This is a genomic window from Polaromonas sp. P3_B4, assembly GCF_056402835.1.
The window spans coordinates 1,002,615-1,019,079 of the sequence record NZ_JBFUGQ010000001.1; the positions used below are offsets into that span (position 1 = coordinate 1,002,615).

Here is a 16,465-nt window from a genome sequence, read left to right on the forward strand (position 1 = left end):
ATGCCGAATCTTCAATGGTCAGACGCCCTCGTGCTCGGACTCCCCCTGATGGATGACACTCACCGGGAGTTTGTCGAGTTGCTTGCGCTGGCAGAAAACGCGGCGGACGATGCGTTGCCGGGCCACTGGCGAGCGCTGGTGGACCACACCGATGAGCACTTCAGCCGCGAAGACCGGTGGATGCTGGACACGCGGTTTTCATCCTCCAATTGCCACACTGTGCAGCACAAGGTGGTGCTGCAGGTCATGCGAGAAGGCTTGCTCATGGCCCAGGCCGGGGATTTCACGTCTTTGCGCCATATGGCAAGGGAGCTCGCTCTGTGGTTTCCGCAGCATGCGCAGACCATGGATGCCGCGCTGGCCCTGCATCTGCGCGGTATTGGCTACGACCCGCTAACGGGAGTGGTGAGCATGCCGCAAGCTTTGCCCAGGGACACCATACACGGTTGCGGTGGCCTGAGCTGTTCTGATGGCCAGGCGCTTTAACACACCGCATAAACGCGGCACGCTGTTGGGTCCGCTGGGTCATGCAATTTATTGCCCCGTTTGCCAACCCCCGCCCAGCGACTGAATCAGCGCCACCGCCGTGGTCTGGCGGTCGGCCATGGCTTGCACCAGTGCGCGGCGCGCGCTCAGCGCGGTGGCCTGGGCGGTGATGACTTCGGTGTAGCTCACCTGGCCGCTACGGTAGCGGTTGAGCACCTGCTGCTCGACCTGGTCGGCGGCCTGTGACGCCTGGCGGCGCAGTTCCTGCTGGGTCAGCAGCACGCGTGTAGCCGACAGCTGGTCTTCCACGTCCTGGAAGGCGGCCAGCACGGCCTGGCGGTAGCGCGCCACTGCCTGCTGGTGGGATGCCTCGGCGCCTTCCACGCGTGCGCCGGTGGCTCCCGCATTGAAGAGGACTTGCGCGGCCGAGATGCCGATGGACCAGACGCTGCTGGAAGCCTTGAAGAGGTCCGCCACCCGGCTGGCGCCCTGGCCGGCCGATGCGCTCAGCGACAGGCTGGGGTAATAAGCACTCTTGGCGATGCCGATCTGTTCATTGGCAGAGGCCACGCGGCGTTCGGCGGCGGCAATGTCGGGGCGGCGCTGCAGCAGCTCGGACGGTATGCCGACCGGCACGTCAGGCACTGAAGGGTTCCAGGCCACAGGGGCAATCGAAAAATTGCCAGGTGCTTCGCCGACCAGCACCGCGATGGCGTGCTCCAGCTGGGCGCGCTGGCGCACCAGGCCGGCGTCGTCGGCCTGCGCGTTGGCCAGCTGTGTTTGCGCCTGCAGCACATCGGTTTTGGCGGCAATGCCGGCGTTGTAGCGGTTCTGCGTGATGTCCAGCGCGCGCTTGTAGCCGTCAATCGTGTCCTTGAGCAGCGCCTTTTGTGCGTCTGTCTGGCGCAAGGACAAATAATTGGTCGCCAGTTCACCCTGCGCCGACAGTTTGGCCGAAGCCAGGTCGGCGGCGCTTGCCTGTTCGCTGGCTTTCGCGCCGTCCACGGTGCGGCCCAGGCGGCCCCATACATCGGGTTCCCAGCTGCCGCCAATGCTGAGCTGGTAGTTGTTGCCCACGCGGCCACCGACATTGTTGCCCGTCGTGCTGCTGCTACTGCTGCCCGAGCGGCTGGCGCTGCCATCCAGCGAAACCGTCGGGAACAGCGATGCCCGTTGCTCGCGCACCAGGGCGCGCGCCTGCGCGTAGGCGGCAACAGCCACCGCCACGTTCTGGTTGGACACTTCCACACGCGATGCCAGCTGGTCCAGTACCGGGTCCTTGAAGAGTGACCACCACGGGCCGCGCTCCAACGTATCGGCGGGCATTGCCGCGACCCAGCCTTGCGCTTCCTTGTAGGTGCTCACGTCGACCGTGGCCGGGCGCTGGTAGTCGGGGCCGACCGCGCAGCCGCCAACGGCAAGCACCAGCGCAGCGCACAGCAGGCGAAGCTGAAAGCGTGAACGGTATGCGGGGTGAGTGTCGGAAAAGTGTTTCATGGCGTTGTCAGTCATTGCAGTTGGAGCGGGGCGCCGGGCGGCGGCGCATCGGACTCGTCCGGGTGACGGCTGAGTTGGCGCTCGGAAGGACTGCGCCGGCGCAGCTTGTCCATCAGCACATAGACCACCGGTGTGGTGAGCAATGTCAGCAGCTGGCTGGCGATCAGGCCGCCGATGATGGCGATGCCCAGCGGTCGGCGCAGCTCGGCGCCTTCGCCGAAGCCGATGGCCAGCGGCAGCGCGCCCAGAATGGCGGCCAGCGTGGTCATCAGGATGGGGCGAAAGCGCAGCAGGCAGGCTTCGCGCACAGCCTCAATCGCGGAAAGGCCACGAGCCCGCTCGGCTTCCAGGGCGAAGTCGATGATCAGGATGGCGTTCTTCTTGACGATGCCGATCAGCAGGAACAGCCCGATCAGCGCGATGATGGAAAAATCCAGCTTGAACAGCAGCAAGGCCAGCACAGCGCCCACACCGGCCGAGGGCAGGGTGGACAACACCGTGATGGGGTGCACCAGGCTTTCGTACAGGATGCCCAGCACAATGTAGATCACCACCAGCGCCGCGAGGATCAGGAGGGGCTGCTCGTTTTGCGATTGCTGCGCATTGAGCGCCGTGCCGGAAAAACTGCCGCGCACGTTGTTGGGCAGCCGGATGTCGGCTTCCGCCTGGTGCACCGCGGCCTGGCCGTCGCTCAGCGTGCTGCCATCGGCGAGGTTGTAGGAAACCGTAGTGGAAAGCTCGCCGTCTTCGTGGCTGACCGAAGCGGCGGTGGGGTTTTCGCTGAAGGTGGCGATGGCCGACAGGGGCACCATCGTGCTGGCCGAGGCGCTCAGGACCTGGCCCGACGAAGAGTCACGCAGGGATGGATTGGCCACAGAGGTGGCGGTGGCCACCGTGGTTGCAGCCTGGGTGCCGGTGCTGTTGGCTGTGCTGCCTCCAGCCCCCTTGGCCGGTACGTAAATATCTTTCAGCGACTCGGGGCTGCGGGTGTAGCGCGGCGCCACTTCCATGATCACGTGGTACTGGTTGAGCTCGGCGTATATCGTGGCCACCTGGCGCTGGCCGAAGCCGTCATAGAGTGCGTTGTCCACATCGCGTGAGCTGATGCCCAGGCGTGCCGCGCTTTCCTTGTCCACGGTGACCATGGTTTCCACGCCGTTTTCCTGCTGGTCGGTGTCCACGTCGGTCAGGGCGGGCTGCAGTTTCATCTGGTCTGCCAGGCGTGTGGCCCATACGCGCAAGTCGGCCGCGTTGTCGCTTTTGAGCGTGTACTGGTAGGTCGAGTTGGTCTGGCGGCCACCTCCGCGCAGGTCCTGCACGGGGTTCAGGAAAAGGCTGACCCCGGTCACCCGTGCCAGCTGCGGGCGCAGCCTCGCAATCACGGCCTGGCCGGCTACGTCGCGTTGCCCCACCGGCTTGAGGTTGATGAACATGAAGCCTCCGCCCGCACGGGAACCACCGGTAAAGCCCACCACCGTGTCCACGGCCGGGTCGGCGCGGATGATGTCGACCAGCTGCTTGAGCTTGCCCTGCAGCGCCTGGAACGAAATGCTGCGGTCGGCGCGCAGGCCGCCGTTGATCTGCCCGGTGTCCTGTTGCGGAAAGAAGCCCTTGGGCGCTTTGACGAAGAGAAACCCGTTGAGCCCGACCACCGCCAGCAAAATCAGCATCACCAGCAGTTTGCTGTGCAGGGCCCAGTCCAGACTCACTTCGTAGCTGCGGTGCACGCGGTTGAAGGCACGCTCGAACCAGCGCGCCATAAAAGCAAAACGTCCGGTCTTCTTCTCGTGCGCGTCGGGCCTCAGAAGCCAGGCGCACATCATGGGTGTGGTGGTCAGCGAGATGACCAGCGAAATCATCACCGCAGCAGACAGCGTGACTGCGAATTCGCGGAACAGCCGGCCTACCTGCCCGCCCATGAAGAGCAGCGGGATAAAGACGGCCACCAGCGACAGGCTGATCGACAGCACGGTGAAGCCGACCTCGCGCGCACCCAGCAACGCGGCCTTGAAGCGGTCCATGCCGGCCTCGATGTGTCGGCTGGTGTTTTCCAGAACCACGATGGCGTCGTCCACCACGAAGCCGGTGGCCACGGTGAGTGCCATCAGGCTCAGGTTGTTGAGTGAAAAGCCCAGCAGGTACATCACGCCGAAGGTGCCCAGCAAGGAGACGACAGTGGCCACGGCCGGGATGATGGTGGCACGGGCGCTGCGCAGGAATGCACTGACCACCAGCACCACCAGCACGATGGAAATCAGCAGCGTGACTTCGATCTCGTGCAGCGAGGCACGGATGGAGTTGGTGCTATCGGATGCCACCTGCAACTGCACGTCCTGCGGCAGGGCGGCCTGCAGCTCGGGAATCAGGGCGCGCACGCCGTCGACAGTGGCAATCACATTGGCATCGGGCTGGCGCGTGACCAGCACGATCACCGCCGGCTCGCCGTTGAAAAGGCCGAGCGTGTTGATGTTTTCCACGCCGTCCTGTACCTCGGCCACGTCCTGCAGCCGGATGGCGGCGTTGTTGCGCCAGGCTACGACGAGATTGCGGTAGTCGGCGGCCTTGAGCCCGCCGCTGGCGGTGTTGGAGCCTGAGTAAATCTGGAAGCGCTGGCCGTTGCCTTCGATCGCACCCTTGGGCCGGTTGGCGTTCGATGCCTGCAGGGCTGCACGCACGTCTTCCATGGCGACACCATAGCGGTTGAGTGCAAACGGCAGCAGTTCCACGCGCACCGCCGGCAACGAGCCGCCGCCAAGCTCCACGTCGCCGACCCCGGGTACCTGGGCGATTTTTTGCTGCACGAGGTTGGAGACCTCGTCATAGATCTGGCCCGGTGAGCGAGTCTTTGACGTGAGCGCCAGGATGATGACCGGCGCCGAAGCCGGGTTGGCTTTGCGGTAGGTCGGGTTGCTGCGCAGTGTGGCAGGGAGGTCGGCGCGCGAGGCGTTGATGGCGGCCTGCACCTCGCGCGCTGCCGCGTCGATCTTGCGGTTCAGGTCAAACTGCAGGCTGACACGGGTTGAGCCGTTGCTGCTGTTGGACGTCATCTCATTGACGCCCGCGATCACGCCGAGGCGCCGCTCCAGCGGCGTCGCCACACTGCTGGCCATGGTGGAGGGACTGGCCCCCGGCAACGAGGCGCTGACCGAGATCACCGGGAAATCGACTTGCGGCAGCGGTGAGACCGGCAAGACGAAGAATGCGGCGATGCCCGCCAAGGCCAGGCCTATGGTGAGGAGGACTGTGGCTACCGGGCGGCGGACGAACGGTTCGGAGAGGTTCATGGCGTGGCTCCCACGCTGGCCGTGACGAAGGTGACTTTTGTTCGAACGGCGGGAATTTTTGCTGAGGGTAGCTGGCCGGGGGTAGCCCGGCGGCTACTCACTTTTCTTTTGCTTCGCCAAAAGAAAAGTAAGCAAAAGAAAAGGCGACCCTGCTGTCTGCGTCCCTCCGCTTCGCTACGGGCAACCTGCGGTGCTCGGTCCAGGCGGGGTCTCGCTCGAACTCGCCTTCGGCTCAGACAATCGCGATCCCTGATCCGCCTGACCCTGCGCTCCTCGGCGCATACAGAAGGGGCGATCGGGAACGGGGACCGAAGACAAATACCAACAAGGACACGCCATGGCGTGTCCTTGTTTCTTCTGGTGTTCGGATTCCGGCATTCGGCAGTGGGCTGTTCGGTATTTCTGTTTCCACCCCCTTGTGGATGCGCCGAGGAGCGCAGGGCCAGACGGATCAGGGCAAAAACTTGTTTGAGCCGAAGGCGAGTTGTTTTTGACCCCGGCTGGACCGAGTACCGCAGGTTGCCCCGGAGCGAAGCGCAGGGGACGCAGGAACCAGGGTCGCCTTTTCTTTGCTTACTTTCTTTTGGCGAAGCAAAAGAAAGTGAGTTGCCGCCGGCAACCCCGGCCCCGGGACAAAGCACACCCCGAAAGAACGAAAGAGCAACAGGCCTCACGCGGAAACCTCCTTCTCTTTCCCTTTCCCCCGAAACCTCCGCCCCAACCGGTCAAACGCCAAATAAATCACCGGCGTCGTAAACAGCGTGAGCACCTGACTCACAATCAGCCCGCCAAAAATCGCCAACCCCAGAGGCCTCCGCAATTCAGCGCCTTCGCCGAAGCCCAGCATCAAGGGCACGGCAGCAAACAGCGCCGCCAGCGTCGTCATCAGGATGGGCCGAAAGCGCAGCAGCGCGGCCTGGTGGATGGCGTCCTGCGGTGACTTGTCCTGGTTGCGTTCGGCGTCGATCGCGAAGTCAATCATCATGATGGCGTTCTTCTTCACGATGCCGATCAGCAGGATGATGCCGATGATGCCGATCACCCCGAGGCCTGACCCGCTGATCATCAGCGCCAGCAGCGCGCCCACGCCGGCGGAGGGCAGGGTCGAGAGGATCGTCAGCGGGTGGATGTAGCTTTCATACAGCACACCCAGCACGATGTAGACGCAGATCACGGCCGCCAGGATGAGCCAGAGCTGGTTGGACAGCGAGGCCTGGTAGGCGCCCGCCGCGCCCAGAAAGGTCATGGTCACGCTGGCTGGCATGGCGATGTCTTTGGCGGCCTCCCGGATCTCGTCGACCGCCTTGCCCAGCGAGACGCCGGGCGCCGTGTCAAAACCCAGTGTGGTGGCCGGGTACTGGGCCACGCGGGTAACCTGCAGCGGGGCCGCTTGCTCCGTGATGGTGGCAATGGCCGACAGCGGTGTTGGCGTGCCGGAGCCGGTTTTGAGTTGCAGGCTGCCCAGCGATGCGGGCGTGCGCAAGGAGTCGGGCATGGCTTCGAGGATCACGCGGTACTGGTTGGTCTCGGTGAAGATGGTCGAGACAATGCGCTGGCCGAATGCGCTGTAAAGCGCGTCGTCAATGGACGAGGTCGTGACGGCCAGGCGCGACGCGGTATCGCGGTCTACCGTGATGTAGGCCCCTGCGCCGCTGGAGCCTGCATCGGACGACACGTTGCGCAGGCTTTCGAGCTGCCGCATGCGCTGCGTGAGTTTGTTGGCCCATTCCACTACGGTGGCGTTGTTCGAGCCTTCGAGCGATACGCGGAACTGCGTGGGCCCGGTTTCAGCGTCGATGGTCAGGTCTTGCGTGGGTTGAAGGTACAGAGTAACCCCGGCTACCGCGGCGGCTCGCCGCTGCAGCCGGTCCATGGTTTCCTGCTGGCTGCCGGTGCGCTCTTTTTTCAGGTTGATCAGCATGCGGCCGGTATGCAGCATGGTGTTGTTGGCCGCATCCACACCAATGAAGGAGCTCAGCGTCTCGACGTCGGGGTCTTCCAGGATGGCCTTGGCCGTGGCCTGCTGCAGCGCGGCCATGCGGTCGTAGGACACCGACTGTGCGGTTTCCACGCGAGCCTGCAGCTGGCCGGTGTCCTGCGTCGGGAACAGGCCCTTGGGGATCAGTACATACAGCAACACCGTGAGCAGCAGGGTGGCCAGCGCCACCAGCAGCGTGGCGCCCTGGCGTTTGAGCACCCAGGTGAGCCACACGTCGTAGCGTGCGATCACGTCGTCAAAAAAAAGCTGGAGCCGCGCGCCCGCCTGGGCCATGCGGCCTTCGCCCGCCGTTTCCGGCACGTGCTTGAGCCATCTCGCCGACATCATGGGAACGAGGGTGAGCGACACCACGGCCGAGATCAGGATGGTGATGGCCAGCGTCACGGCAAACTCGCGGAACAGCCGGCCGACCACATCGCCCATGAACAGCAGCGGAATCAGAACCGCGATCAGCGACACCGTCAGCGAGATGATGGTGAACCCGATCTGCGTCGCACCCTTGAGGGCGGCAGCCATCGGCTCTTCACCTTCCTCGATGTAGCGCGAGATGTTTTCGATCATCACGATTGCGTCGTCCACCACAAAGCCGGTGGCGATCGTGAGCGCCATCAGGCTCAGGTTGTTGAGGCTGTAGCCCAGCAGGTACATCAGGCCGCAGGTGCCGACGAGTGAAATCGGCACGGCAAGGCTGGCGATCACGGTGGCGCGCAGGCTGTGCAGGAAAGCAAAGATCACCAGCACGACCAGCAGCACGGCCAGCAGCAGTTCAATTTCCACATGCATCACCGAAGCGCGTATGCCGGTCGTGCGATCGCTCAGAACATCGACCCTGAGGGAGGTGGGCAGGCCGGCCTGCAGTTCGGGCAGGCGTGCCTTGATGGCATCCACCGTGGCAATGACGTTGGCGCCGGGCTGGCGCTGCACATTGAGGATGATGGCTGGTTTCAGACCAGACCATGCGCCCAGCTTGATGTTCTCGGCGCTGTCCACCACCTGTGCCACGTCGGACACGCGTACCGCCGCGCCGTTGCGAAAGGCAATGATGAGGTTTTTGTAGTCGGCCGCGGCGACCAGCTGGTCGTTGGAATTGATCGAATAGGACCGCGTGGGTCCGTCGATGCTGCCCTTGGCGCCGTTGGCATTGGCTGCGGAGATCGCAGTGCGCAGTGAATCAAGCCCGAGGCCGTAGGAAGCCAGCGCCCGCGTGTCGGCCTGGATGCGCACTGCGGGACGCTGCCCGCCACTGAGTGACACCAGCCCCACGCCATTGACCTGGCTGATCTTCAGGGCCAGCCGGGTGTTGACGATGTTCTGCACCTCCGTCAGCGGCATGGTGTCGGAGGTGATGGCCAGTGTCAGCACCGGGGCATCGGCCGGGTTGACCTTGGCATAGACGGGCGGGGCGGGCAGGTCAGCCGGCAACAAGGAACCGCCGGCGTTAATGGCGGCCTGCACCTGCTGCTCGGCGACGTCCAGCGCCAGGCCCAGGCCGAACTGCAACGTGACGATGGAGACACCAGCGGCGCTGGTGGAGCTCATGCGCGAGAGGCCGGCCATCTGGCCGAACTGGCGTTCCAGCGGCGCTGTCACGGTCTGCGCCATCACTTCCGGGCTCGCGCCGGGATACAGCGTCTGCACCTGGATGGTGGGGTAGTCGACCTGCGGCAACGCCGACAGCGGCAAAAACTTGAAACCCACCAGGCCGGCCAGCACGATGGCCACCATCAGCAGCGAAGTGGCTACCGGGCGCAGGATAAAGGGGCGTGAGGGGCTCATTCAATAACCTTCGTGCTTCGCACTGCGATGCTATTTGCCTTGGGAACGGCCCGGCGGCTCATTCGTGAGAGTCCCGGGTCATTGCACCGGCCGTTCGCCCTGGCGGCGGTCCTTCATGCCTTGCCAGCGCGCCAGGGCTTCCGGGTCGCCCTTGTCGATCTGCTCCAGGAAGCGCTTGCGGCGTTCCAGCGCGACCGGGTCGTCCTTGACCTGGTCGAGCATGCGCTGGCGCTGCTCGGCCGTGGGGCCGGCGATGGAAGGCGGCGCAGCGCCGGGCTGCAGTGCTGCTGCCGGCGGCGTGGAAGGTGCCGCTACCGGTGCGCTGCCGGCGGAGTCGGATGCGGGGCGCTGGCGCCCGGCCGCGGAAGCGCCGCCGCCTGGTGCACTGGCGCCGCGGCGTTTGCCGCCCATGCCGGCGCCGGGTGCGTCGCCCGGCAGCACCACACTGGCGCCGTCTTTCAGGCGGTCGGCGCCTTCGGTGATCACGCGCTCGCCGGCCTTTAGCCCGGAGGTGATCACGATTTTTTCGGCTGTGGCCTGGCCGCGCTGCACCGGCCGCAGGGACACCGTACGGTCGGCGGCGTTCAGCACATATACGTAGTCGCCGGTGCTGCCTAGGCGTACGGCGGTGACGGGCACCACCACCGCGTCTTCCAGTGTCTTGACCTGCAGCTGCACGTTCACGAACTGGCTGGGGAACAGCGTGAGCTTGCTATTGGCAAAGCGCGCCTTGGCCCGGACGGTGCCAGTGGTGGTGTCCACCTGGTTATCGAGCGAGGCAAAAACGCCGGTATCGAGTGTGGCGGTGCGCGTGCGGTCCAGCGCAACGACTTTCATGGCAGTGCTTCCAGCGGCGTTTTGCTGCAGCTCGCCCGCCCGGTCCTGCGGGACGGAGAAGACCACGTCAATCGGGCTGACCTGGGTAATCAGCGCAATGCCGTTGGCGTCGCTGTTGCTCACCACATTGCCGACGTCCACAGTGCGCAGGCCCACGCGCCCGCTGACGGGTGCCACCACGCGGGTGTAGCCCAGGTTGAGCCGCGCTGTGCCTTCGTTGGCCTTGTCGATGACGACTGTGCCTTCCAGCTGCTTGACCAGTGCGGCCTGCGTGTCGACTTCCTGCCGTGCAATCGAGTCCTGCTCGAGCAGGGTCTTGAAGCGCTGCAGGGTGACGCGGGCGCTGTCCAGCTGGGCCTCGTCGCGCTGGCGCTGGCCCACGGCCTGCATCAGAGCCATCTCAAACTGGCGCGGGTCGATGGTGGCCAGTAGTTCACCAGCCTTGACCATCTGGCCTTCCTTGAACAAAACCTTTTCCATCACGCCGGAAACCTGTGGCCGCACCCTGACCGTGGCCTGGGGAGTGACGGTGCCCAGGGCTTCCAGGACGATCGGGATGCTGGCCTTCTCGGCGGTGGCGACGCCTACCGTGGTGGCCGGTGCGCCGCGCCTGAAGGCTCCGCCAGGACCGCCTGGGCCGCCGCCGGTTGGAGTGTCTGTGGAGGGATGGGTGAGGTGCCAGGCCAGCCAGCCGGTGCCGGCCAGTGCCAGCACGGCGATCACGCTGCCGATGATGGACGCGCGGCGGCTCAGTCGTTTACGGGATGGGGTAGGGGCGCCGCTTTCCGGCGTCTCGGCTTTCGGGTCCATCAGCTGTCCTTGGTGCCCGCTACGCCAGACGGGCCGGCGCAGCATTTTTTTGTGTTTGATGGTGATTCATGCGCCGGCAGCCAAAGCCCTCGGGTCCACCTGACGGCGCACAATAATTATCACTGCAAGCCCTGGGGGCGCAGATAAAGCGCCTGAAAGAGGCGCGTAAATATCCGGTAAAGCGGCGATTGGCCTACACGGTTGCGGGCAACAACAGGAAGTCGAGCTGAATTGGCCTGTCGCTATTGTTTTAATAGCTGCTTGCGCCCGTTTTCATTGGGCTACAGCCATTTTTTTAATAACAACGACTACGCAAGCAACGCCGCGGTTTCTGCGGAGGACGGCATGCCGTCGATGGCGCCGTGCCGCGTAACGGACAACGCGGCAGCCGCGTTGCCCCACTGCATGGCAACAGACAGCGGTTCTCCGCGCGCCAGCGCAGCGGCCAGCGCGCCGGTGAAGGTATCGCCCGCGCCTATGGTGTCGCGCACTGCCATGGGGCGGCCCGGCAGTGAAACGGGCGGCTTGCCGGCCTGGAAGAGCCGGCAGCCGTCAGCGCCCAGCGTGACGAGCACGGCGCGTGTACCGCGGTTGAGCAACCGCAGGGCAGCGTCGTCCACCGAACCGGCAGGCGCTGCACCGGCCAGCAGGTAGAGTTCATGTTCATTGGGCGTGAGCACATCGACCAGCGCCAGAAGCTCGTCTGACAGGGGGCGAGCAGGTGCGGGGTTCAGTATGGTGATGGCGCCTGCCCCGCGGGCCAGGCGAAACGCCTCCAGCGTGGCGTCTGCAGGCACCTCGCACGAAGCCATCACGACGCGGCAAGCGCCCAGCACCTGCTGCGCGGCCTGCGCATGCCGCGCGGCCAGGCCTTTGCCGGCACCGGGATACACCGCAATGCTGTTGTCGCCGTCCTCGTAGACGAGAATTTGCGCAACACCGCTGCGCTCACCGGCTACCTGTTCGACGTGTGTGGTGGCTATGCCTTCGTCCTGCCAAAGCTTCATCCCCATGCGCCCGAAGTCGTCGTTCCCGATGCGTGCGATCAGTGCCACGCGCGCGCCCTGTCGGGCAGCGGCCACTGCCGCATTGCTGCCCTTGCCGCCCGGGCTGATGCTGAAATCGGTGGCCATCAGCGTTTCACCGCGCGCGATGGGCCGCTCGACGCGGGAGATAAGGTCAGCGTTCCAGCTGGCAACGCAAACGACATCGGCGTCTTCGTCAGCCCTGGCGCTCATTTATTTGGCTCCATAACCCATGGTTTGCGGTAGCCACAGAACGATTTGGGGAAAGCACGTCATGGCCAGCAACAACAGCAGAAGCATGACGAGGAAAGGCCAGCCTTCCTTCATCATTTCGCCGATGGGAATGCCGGTAAGGGCTTTCGTCACGAACAGCAGCATGCCGAAAGGTGGGTGGATCAGCCCGATCATCATGTTGAGCACGACCAGCACGCCGAAGTGCACCAGGTCGACGCCCAGCAGCTTGGCCGCCGGCAGCAGCATGGGCACAAACACCAGCAGCAGCACTGACACATCGAGGAAGCAGCCCAGCACCAGGAACATGACGTTCACCATCAGCAAAAAGCCGATCTGTGAAAAATGCATGCTGTCGACCCACGCGGCCATGGCCTGCGGCACGCCTTCGGCGGTGAAGGCGTAGTTGAGCATGAAGGAGCCGGCCAGGATCATGGTGATCACCGCGCTGGCGCGTGTGGATTCCATGACCACGACCCAGAAGCTGCGCCACGTCAATGCGCGGAACACCAGCGCCGCCAGGATCAATGCATGCAGCGCGGCCACGGCGGCGGCTTCGGTCGGCGTGAAGATGCCGGAGTAAATGCCGCCCAGCAGCACGATGGGCATGGACAACGGCAGCGCACCACGGAAGATCAGGCCGGCCCATTCCGAGCGTGGCACAGGTTCGTCGCGTGGCATGTTGCGCTTTTTCGCGATGACCGCGACCACGCCCATCATCAGCCCGGCCATCAGGAAGCCCGGCACCACGCCGCCCAGGAAGAGCGCGCCGACCGAAGCGCCCGACACCAGCGCGTAAATCACCATGGGGATCGACGGCGGGATGATGGGGCCCAGCGTGGCGCTGGCCACCACCACCGCGCCGGCAAAGCCGCGCGTGTATTCCGGTTTTTTCAGCATCTGGCGAATCGTGACCAGGCCGGGACCGGCCGCGTCGGCGATTGCACTGCCGCTCATGCCCGAGAAAATCACGCTGACCAAAATGTCCACCTGCGCCAGGCCGCCGCGAAAGCGGCCCACCAGGATGCGGCAGAAGTCAAAAATCCGTTCACTGACCGTGCCCGCGTTCATGATGTTGGCGGCGAACACAAAAAGCGGCACCGCCAGCAGCACGTAGCTGTTGTAAAGGCCGTTGCCGATTTGCTCGGCCACCAGGCCGATGTCCTGTCCCTTGACCACGAGGTAGCCGATGCCCGCCGCGATCATCGAAAAACCGATGGGCATGCGCAGCAGCATGCCGCCCGCCAGTACCCCAACCAATACCCAGATAGCGCTTGTCATATCCGCAGCTCCGCTTCAAGACCCTTGCCCCGGATCGCGTTCCAGATCGCCCAGGCCGAGCGCACCGCCAGAGCAGCAAGCAGCAGCACAAAAGGCATGAAAACCCATTGGAAAGACACGCCCAGCACGGGCGTTCCTTCGCGAGCCATGAAATGCACATAGTCCCAGCAGCCCGGAATGCCCCAGGCCGCCAGGCCACCCACGATCAGGTTGCCGGTAATCGCCATGGCCTGTCGGCCACGGTAGGGCATGTTGTTCCAGACCAGGTCGAACACCACGTGCTCGCGCTCGGGTACCACCACGGCGGCCGCCCACAGGATGACCCAGACATAGAGGATCACGGCTGCCTCATCCGTCCAGGCCAGCGGCTTGTTGAAGAAAAACCGCGCCGTGATCTGGATCACGAACACGATGAACAGGGTCAGGAAGAGTCCGCCGCCAATCAGATTGGCGGTTTTTTGGAGCCAGCTTTTCATGGTTGTTTTCAGGGAACTCTGCAGGAATTACTTCGTGCTGTTGATGCGCTCAAGCAGGCCTTTGGGCCACGCCTTGGCGTACTCGGAGTTCTGGTAAGTCGTCTGCACCGTCTTGCGGAAAGCGTCCACATCGGGTGTCGTAACGGTCAGGCCTTCCTTCTTGAAGAATTCGACGAGCTGGCCTTCTTCCTTGATGCGGTTTTCATTGTTGTAGGCGGAAGCAGCCTGTGCAGCGGCCTTGACCTTGGTTTTTTGCGTCGCGTTCATGGCGTTGTAAGCCTTGTTCGAAATCGCAATGAAGATGCCGTCCACCAGGTGGCTGGTCAGCACGATCTGCTTGGTCACTTCATAGAATTTCGCCGCGCGCACGGAGGGCAGGGGGTTGTCCTGGCCGTCGATGGTGCCGGTCTTCAGGCCCAGGTAAACCTCGCCAAAGGCCAGCGGTGTGGGCGTGGCGCCCAGTGCTTCGCCCAGGAACAGCCATTCCTTGGAGCCGGGCATGCGCAGCTTCACGCCTTTGAGGTCAGCCGGAACCTTGACGTTGCGAGCTTCGCGCAGGTTGACCTGGCGTGTGCCGAGGTACACGGTGGACAGCGGCGTCACTTCCATTTTTTCGGAGACCAGCTTGAACATCTCGGTGCCGATGGGGCCGTTGAACACCTTTTGCTGGTGGTCCGGGTCGCGCACGATATAACCGGCCGTGAAGATCGAGAACTCGGGAATCAGCTTGGCGATGTCAAAAGCGGAAATCGACGACAGCTCAAGGTTGCCGCGCGCCATGGCGGCTGGCTCTGTGCCCTGCTTGAAGAGCGATGCATTCAGGTTGATCTGCACGTCGAACTCGCCGGGCGCGCTTTTTTCAAGGTTCTCCTTGAAGACCGTCCACATCTTGGCGTGCCAGTCATCCGGCACGGCCGGCGTGGAAACGCGCAGCACGACCTTGTTCTGTGCCTGTGCGGCGGGCAGCAGGGCGCCCATCAGCAGCACGGCGGAAGCGGTGCCCAGCAGGCTGCGGCGGAAAATACCTTTGAGGGAAGCTGTCATGTTGTCTCCTTACTTTGTCGTTAAGTCGCGTGAAATTATCGAAACCGTACCGGGACCAGCCCGGCGTGGCGTCACTCGGATTTTGTATTAATCCCGAAGGCGCTGATGGTTTTTTCCAGTGCCGTGTATTCATCGGGTGTCAAAGCTACCAGCGGTGCGCGCACGCGCAGCCAGGTCTTGTCGCCGCTCAGCATGGCCATGATCCCCTTGAGTGCGGGCATCAGTGAATAGGCGCCCAGCATGCCGATGAGCTCGACAACGCGCTCGCGTTCGGCGGGCGTGCTGGGGGCGTCGGGCTCTGTGACCAGCCGCTTGACCAGTCGCGGCATGAAATTGGCCAGGCCGCTGATGGCACCGGTGCTGCCGCGGCGGCCCATCTCCGGCAGGTCGGGCTCGAACCCGACATACACCGTCATCTCCTTCATGAACGCATCGGACAGGCCGACCGAATGTGCGGTGGTGCAGGCGCTGTCCTTGATGCCGACGATGGTGTCCGGGTACTGCTTCTTGAGCGTGCTGATCACATGGTGCGACAGCGGAACGCCCGTGACCTGGGGGATGTGATACAGGTATAGCTTGAAGGGTGTGCCGGCCATGCCGTCGATCACAAAGCGGTAGCTGTCGATGATGCCCTGGTCGGACACGCCCTTGAGGAAAAACGGCGGCAGCATCAGGCAGCCGTGCACCCCCGCCTTGACGGCGTGGCGCGTCAGCTCCAGCGTTTCGGGCAGGGCGGCGCAGCTGGTTGACACCATGATCTGCGCGGCCGGAATGCCGTTCTTGATGAGCTGGTCAATGGCTTCCTTGCGCTCGGCCAGGGAAAAAGACGGTCCTTCGCCAGTGGTGCCGAAAGCGGTCACACCGGGGCAACCGCTGGCGATCAGCGCCTTGCAATGGGCTGCGAATTTTGCGTGGTCAATGTTCAGGTCGGCCGTGAGTGGCGTCAGCAGGGCGGGCCAGATACCGCGAAACGATTTTTCGGCGGCGGGGAAAGAACTCGTCATTCAGGGGTCTCCAAAGACCACGGCATATCGGGCCGCGGCAGTCCTAGCACACGTCGGTGCGCGCTTTCAATGTGGTGGCTCAGGCGTTCGATCACGGCAGGCGCGTCGCGCCGCTTGAGGGCGTCGATAAACCAGAGGTGCTCTTCCATGGCTGGAATCAGCACGTCGGGTGAAAGGGTCGAGCCTTCGAGCTTGATCAGGCGCACACGCAGGCTGTTGATGCGGTAGACCTCGGAGATCAGCTCGTTGCCCAGTGCGTCGATCATCAGGTCGTGCAGGCCCCAATCCACCGCTGTGGCGTCCTTGAGCAGGCTGTCGTCAATGGCCTTTTTCCGCGCACGCTTGACGATGTTCAGGTGCGCCTGCTCGATGGCTGCGAGGTCGGCGTCCGACACGGTGGTGACAAAGCGGGTGGCGGCCTCGCGCTCCAGCAGGCGGCGCAGCTGAAAGGCGTTGTTGATCAATTTGAGGTCCACGTGGGCGACCTGCAGGCCGCGCTGCGGCACGGTCTTGAGCAGGCCCTCGGCTTCCAGGCGGGGAATCAGCTCACGTACGGCGCCCAGCGGCATACCCAGCAGCTGCATCAGCTCACGTTGCGAAACAAACTGCCCGGGGCGAATGTTGGCATCGACGATTTGCTGCTGAAAGCTCTCATAGGCCTGCGCGCGCAGGCTGATGGGCGGGGCGTGAGGCGCTTGCGCCGTACCGCTCATGG

At 64.0% G+C, this 16,465-nt stretch carries 11 protein-coding genes; 1 reads left to right on the forward strand and 10 read right to left on the reverse strand.

Translation table 11 applies throughout. From position 1 onward, the window contains the following. A complete protein-coding gene (locus AC1DVV_RS04910) occupies positions 1 to 486 on the forward strand; it encodes a hemerythrin domain-containing protein (RefSeq protein WP_457278712.1) in 486 nt (161 codons plus the stop codon). A 48-nt stretch (positions 487 to 534) separates the two neighbouring features. Here AC1DVV_RS04910 and AC1DVV_RS04915 read toward each other — a convergent pair whose 3' ends face one another. The 10 genes from AC1DVV_RS04915 to AC1DVV_RS04960 all read right to left on the reverse strand — a co-directional run bounded on the left by AC1DVV_RS04915 (position 535) and on the right by AC1DVV_RS04960 (position 16,463). Continuing rightward, positions 535 to 1,983: an efflux transporter outer membrane subunit gene (locus tag AC1DVV_RS04915; RefSeq protein ID WP_457278711.1), complete on the reverse strand. Its 1,449-nt coding sequence runs from the start codon at positions 1,981 to 1,983 to the stop codon at positions 535 to 537. 11 nt (positions 1,984 to 1,994) lie between these two features. Beyond that, the gene (locus tag AC1DVV_RS04920; protein WP_457278710.1) at positions 1,995 to 5,267 is read right to left on the reverse strand and encodes an efflux RND transporter permease subunit; all 3,273 of its coding nucleotides are present in this window, start codon (positions 5,265 to 5,267) and stop codon (positions 1,995 to 1,997) included. 670 nt (positions 5,268 to 5,937) lie between these two features. After that, positions 5,938 to 9,042 (reverse strand): efflux RND transporter permease subunit, encoded by a 3,105-nt coding sequence (locus AC1DVV_RS04925; RefSeq protein WP_457278709.1) that lies wholly within the window; start codon positions 9,040 to 9,042, stop codon positions 5,938 to 5,940. 78 nt (positions 9,043 to 9,120) lie between these two features. Continuing rightward, positions 9,121 to 10,689 (reverse strand): efflux RND transporter periplasmic adaptor subunit, encoded by a 1,569-nt coding sequence (locus AC1DVV_RS04930; RefSeq protein WP_477702120.1) that lies wholly within the window; start codon positions 10,687 to 10,689, stop codon positions 9,121 to 9,123. Positions 10,690 to 10,997: 308 nt separating this feature from the next. Then, positions 10,998 to 11,927, reverse strand: coding sequence for a ribokinase (locus AC1DVV_RS04935; RefSeq protein ID WP_477667196.1), 930 nt, complete (start codon positions 11,925 to 11,927; stop codon positions 10,998 to 11,000). Next, entirely contained in the window at positions 11,928 to 13,226 is a 1,299-nt protein-coding gene (locus tag AC1DVV_RS04940) for a TRAP transporter large permease (protein ID WP_477667197.1), read from the reverse strand. Next, positions 13,223 to 13,702, reverse strand: coding sequence for a TRAP transporter small permease (locus AC1DVV_RS04945; protein ID WP_457278705.1), 480 nt, complete (start codon positions 13,700 to 13,702; stop codon positions 13,223 to 13,225). The genes AC1DVV_RS04940 and AC1DVV_RS04945 overlap by 4 nt, the downstream gene beginning before the upstream one ends. Before the next feature lie 27 nt (positions 13,703 to 13,729). Further along, complete coding sequence (locus AC1DVV_RS04950; RefSeq protein ID WP_477667198.1) at positions 13,730 to 14,746, reverse strand: sialic acid TRAP transporter substrate-binding protein SiaP; 1,017 nt, start codon at positions 14,744 to 14,746, stop codon at positions 13,730 to 13,732. A gap of 71 nt (positions 14,747 to 14,817) precedes the next feature. Continuing rightward, the gene (locus tag AC1DVV_RS04955) at positions 14,818 to 15,750 is read right to left on the reverse strand and encodes a dihydrodipicolinate synthase family protein (protein ID WP_477702119.1); all 933 of its coding nucleotides are present in this window, start codon (positions 15,748 to 15,750) and stop codon (positions 14,818 to 14,820) included. Further along, positions 15,747 to 16,463 carry a GntR family transcriptional regulator gene (locus tag AC1DVV_RS04960; protein ID WP_477702118.1) on the reverse strand — a complete coding sequence of 239 codons (717 nt, stop codon included), beginning with the start codon at positions 16,461 to 16,463 and terminating at the stop codon, positions 15,747 to 15,749. The genes AC1DVV_RS04955 and AC1DVV_RS04960 overlap by 4 nt, the downstream gene beginning before the upstream one ends. Positions 16,464 to 16,465: the final 2 nt, after the last annotated feature.

Excerpts from the sequence above, each read along its gene's own strand:
- AC1DVV_RS04915 (WP_457278711.1), bottom strand. The coding sequence starts at position 1,983 with ATGAAACACTTTTCCGACACTCACCCCGCATACCGTTCACGCTTTCAG.
- AC1DVV_RS04940 (WP_477667197.1), bottom strand. The coding sequence starts at position 13,226 with ATGACAAGCGCTATCTGGGTATTGGTTGGGGTACTGGCGGGCGGCATG.
- AC1DVV_RS04955 (WP_477702119.1), bottom strand. The coding sequence starts at position 15,750 with ATGACGAGTTCTTTCCCCGCCGCCGAAAAATCGTTTCGCGGTATCTGG.
- AC1DVV_RS04960 (WP_477702118.1), bottom strand. The coding sequence starts at position 16,463 with ATGAGCGGTACGGCGCAAGCGCCTCACGCCCCGCCCATCAGCCTGCGC.
- AC1DVV_RS04930 (WP_477702120.1), bottom strand. The coding sequence starts at position 10,689 with ATGGACCCGAAAGCCGAGACGCCGGAAAGCGGCGCCCCTACCCCATCC.
- AC1DVV_RS04945 (WP_457278705.1), bottom strand. The coding sequence starts at position 13,702 with ATGAAAAGCTGGCTCCAAAAAACCGCCAATCTGATTGGCGGCGGACTC.
- AC1DVV_RS04920 (WP_457278710.1), bottom strand. The coding sequence starts at position 5,267 with ATGAACCTCTCCGAACCGTTCGTCCGCCGCCCGGTAGCCACAGTCCTC.
- AC1DVV_RS04925 (WP_457278709.1), bottom strand. The coding sequence starts at position 9,042 with ATGAGCCCCTCACGCCCCTTTATCCTGCGCCCGGTAGCCACTTCGCTG.
- AC1DVV_RS04950 (WP_477667198.1), bottom strand. The coding sequence starts at position 14,746 with ATGACAGCTTCCCTCAAAGGTATTTTCCGCCGCAGCCTGCTGGGCACC.
- AC1DVV_RS04910 (WP_457278712.1), top strand. The coding sequence starts at position 1 with ATGCCGAATCTTCAATGGTCAGACGCCCTCGTGCTCGGACTCCCCCTG.
- AC1DVV_RS04935 (WP_477667196.1), bottom strand. The coding sequence starts at position 11,927 with ATGAGCGCCAGGGCTGACGAAGACGCCGATGTCGTTTGCGTTGCCAGC.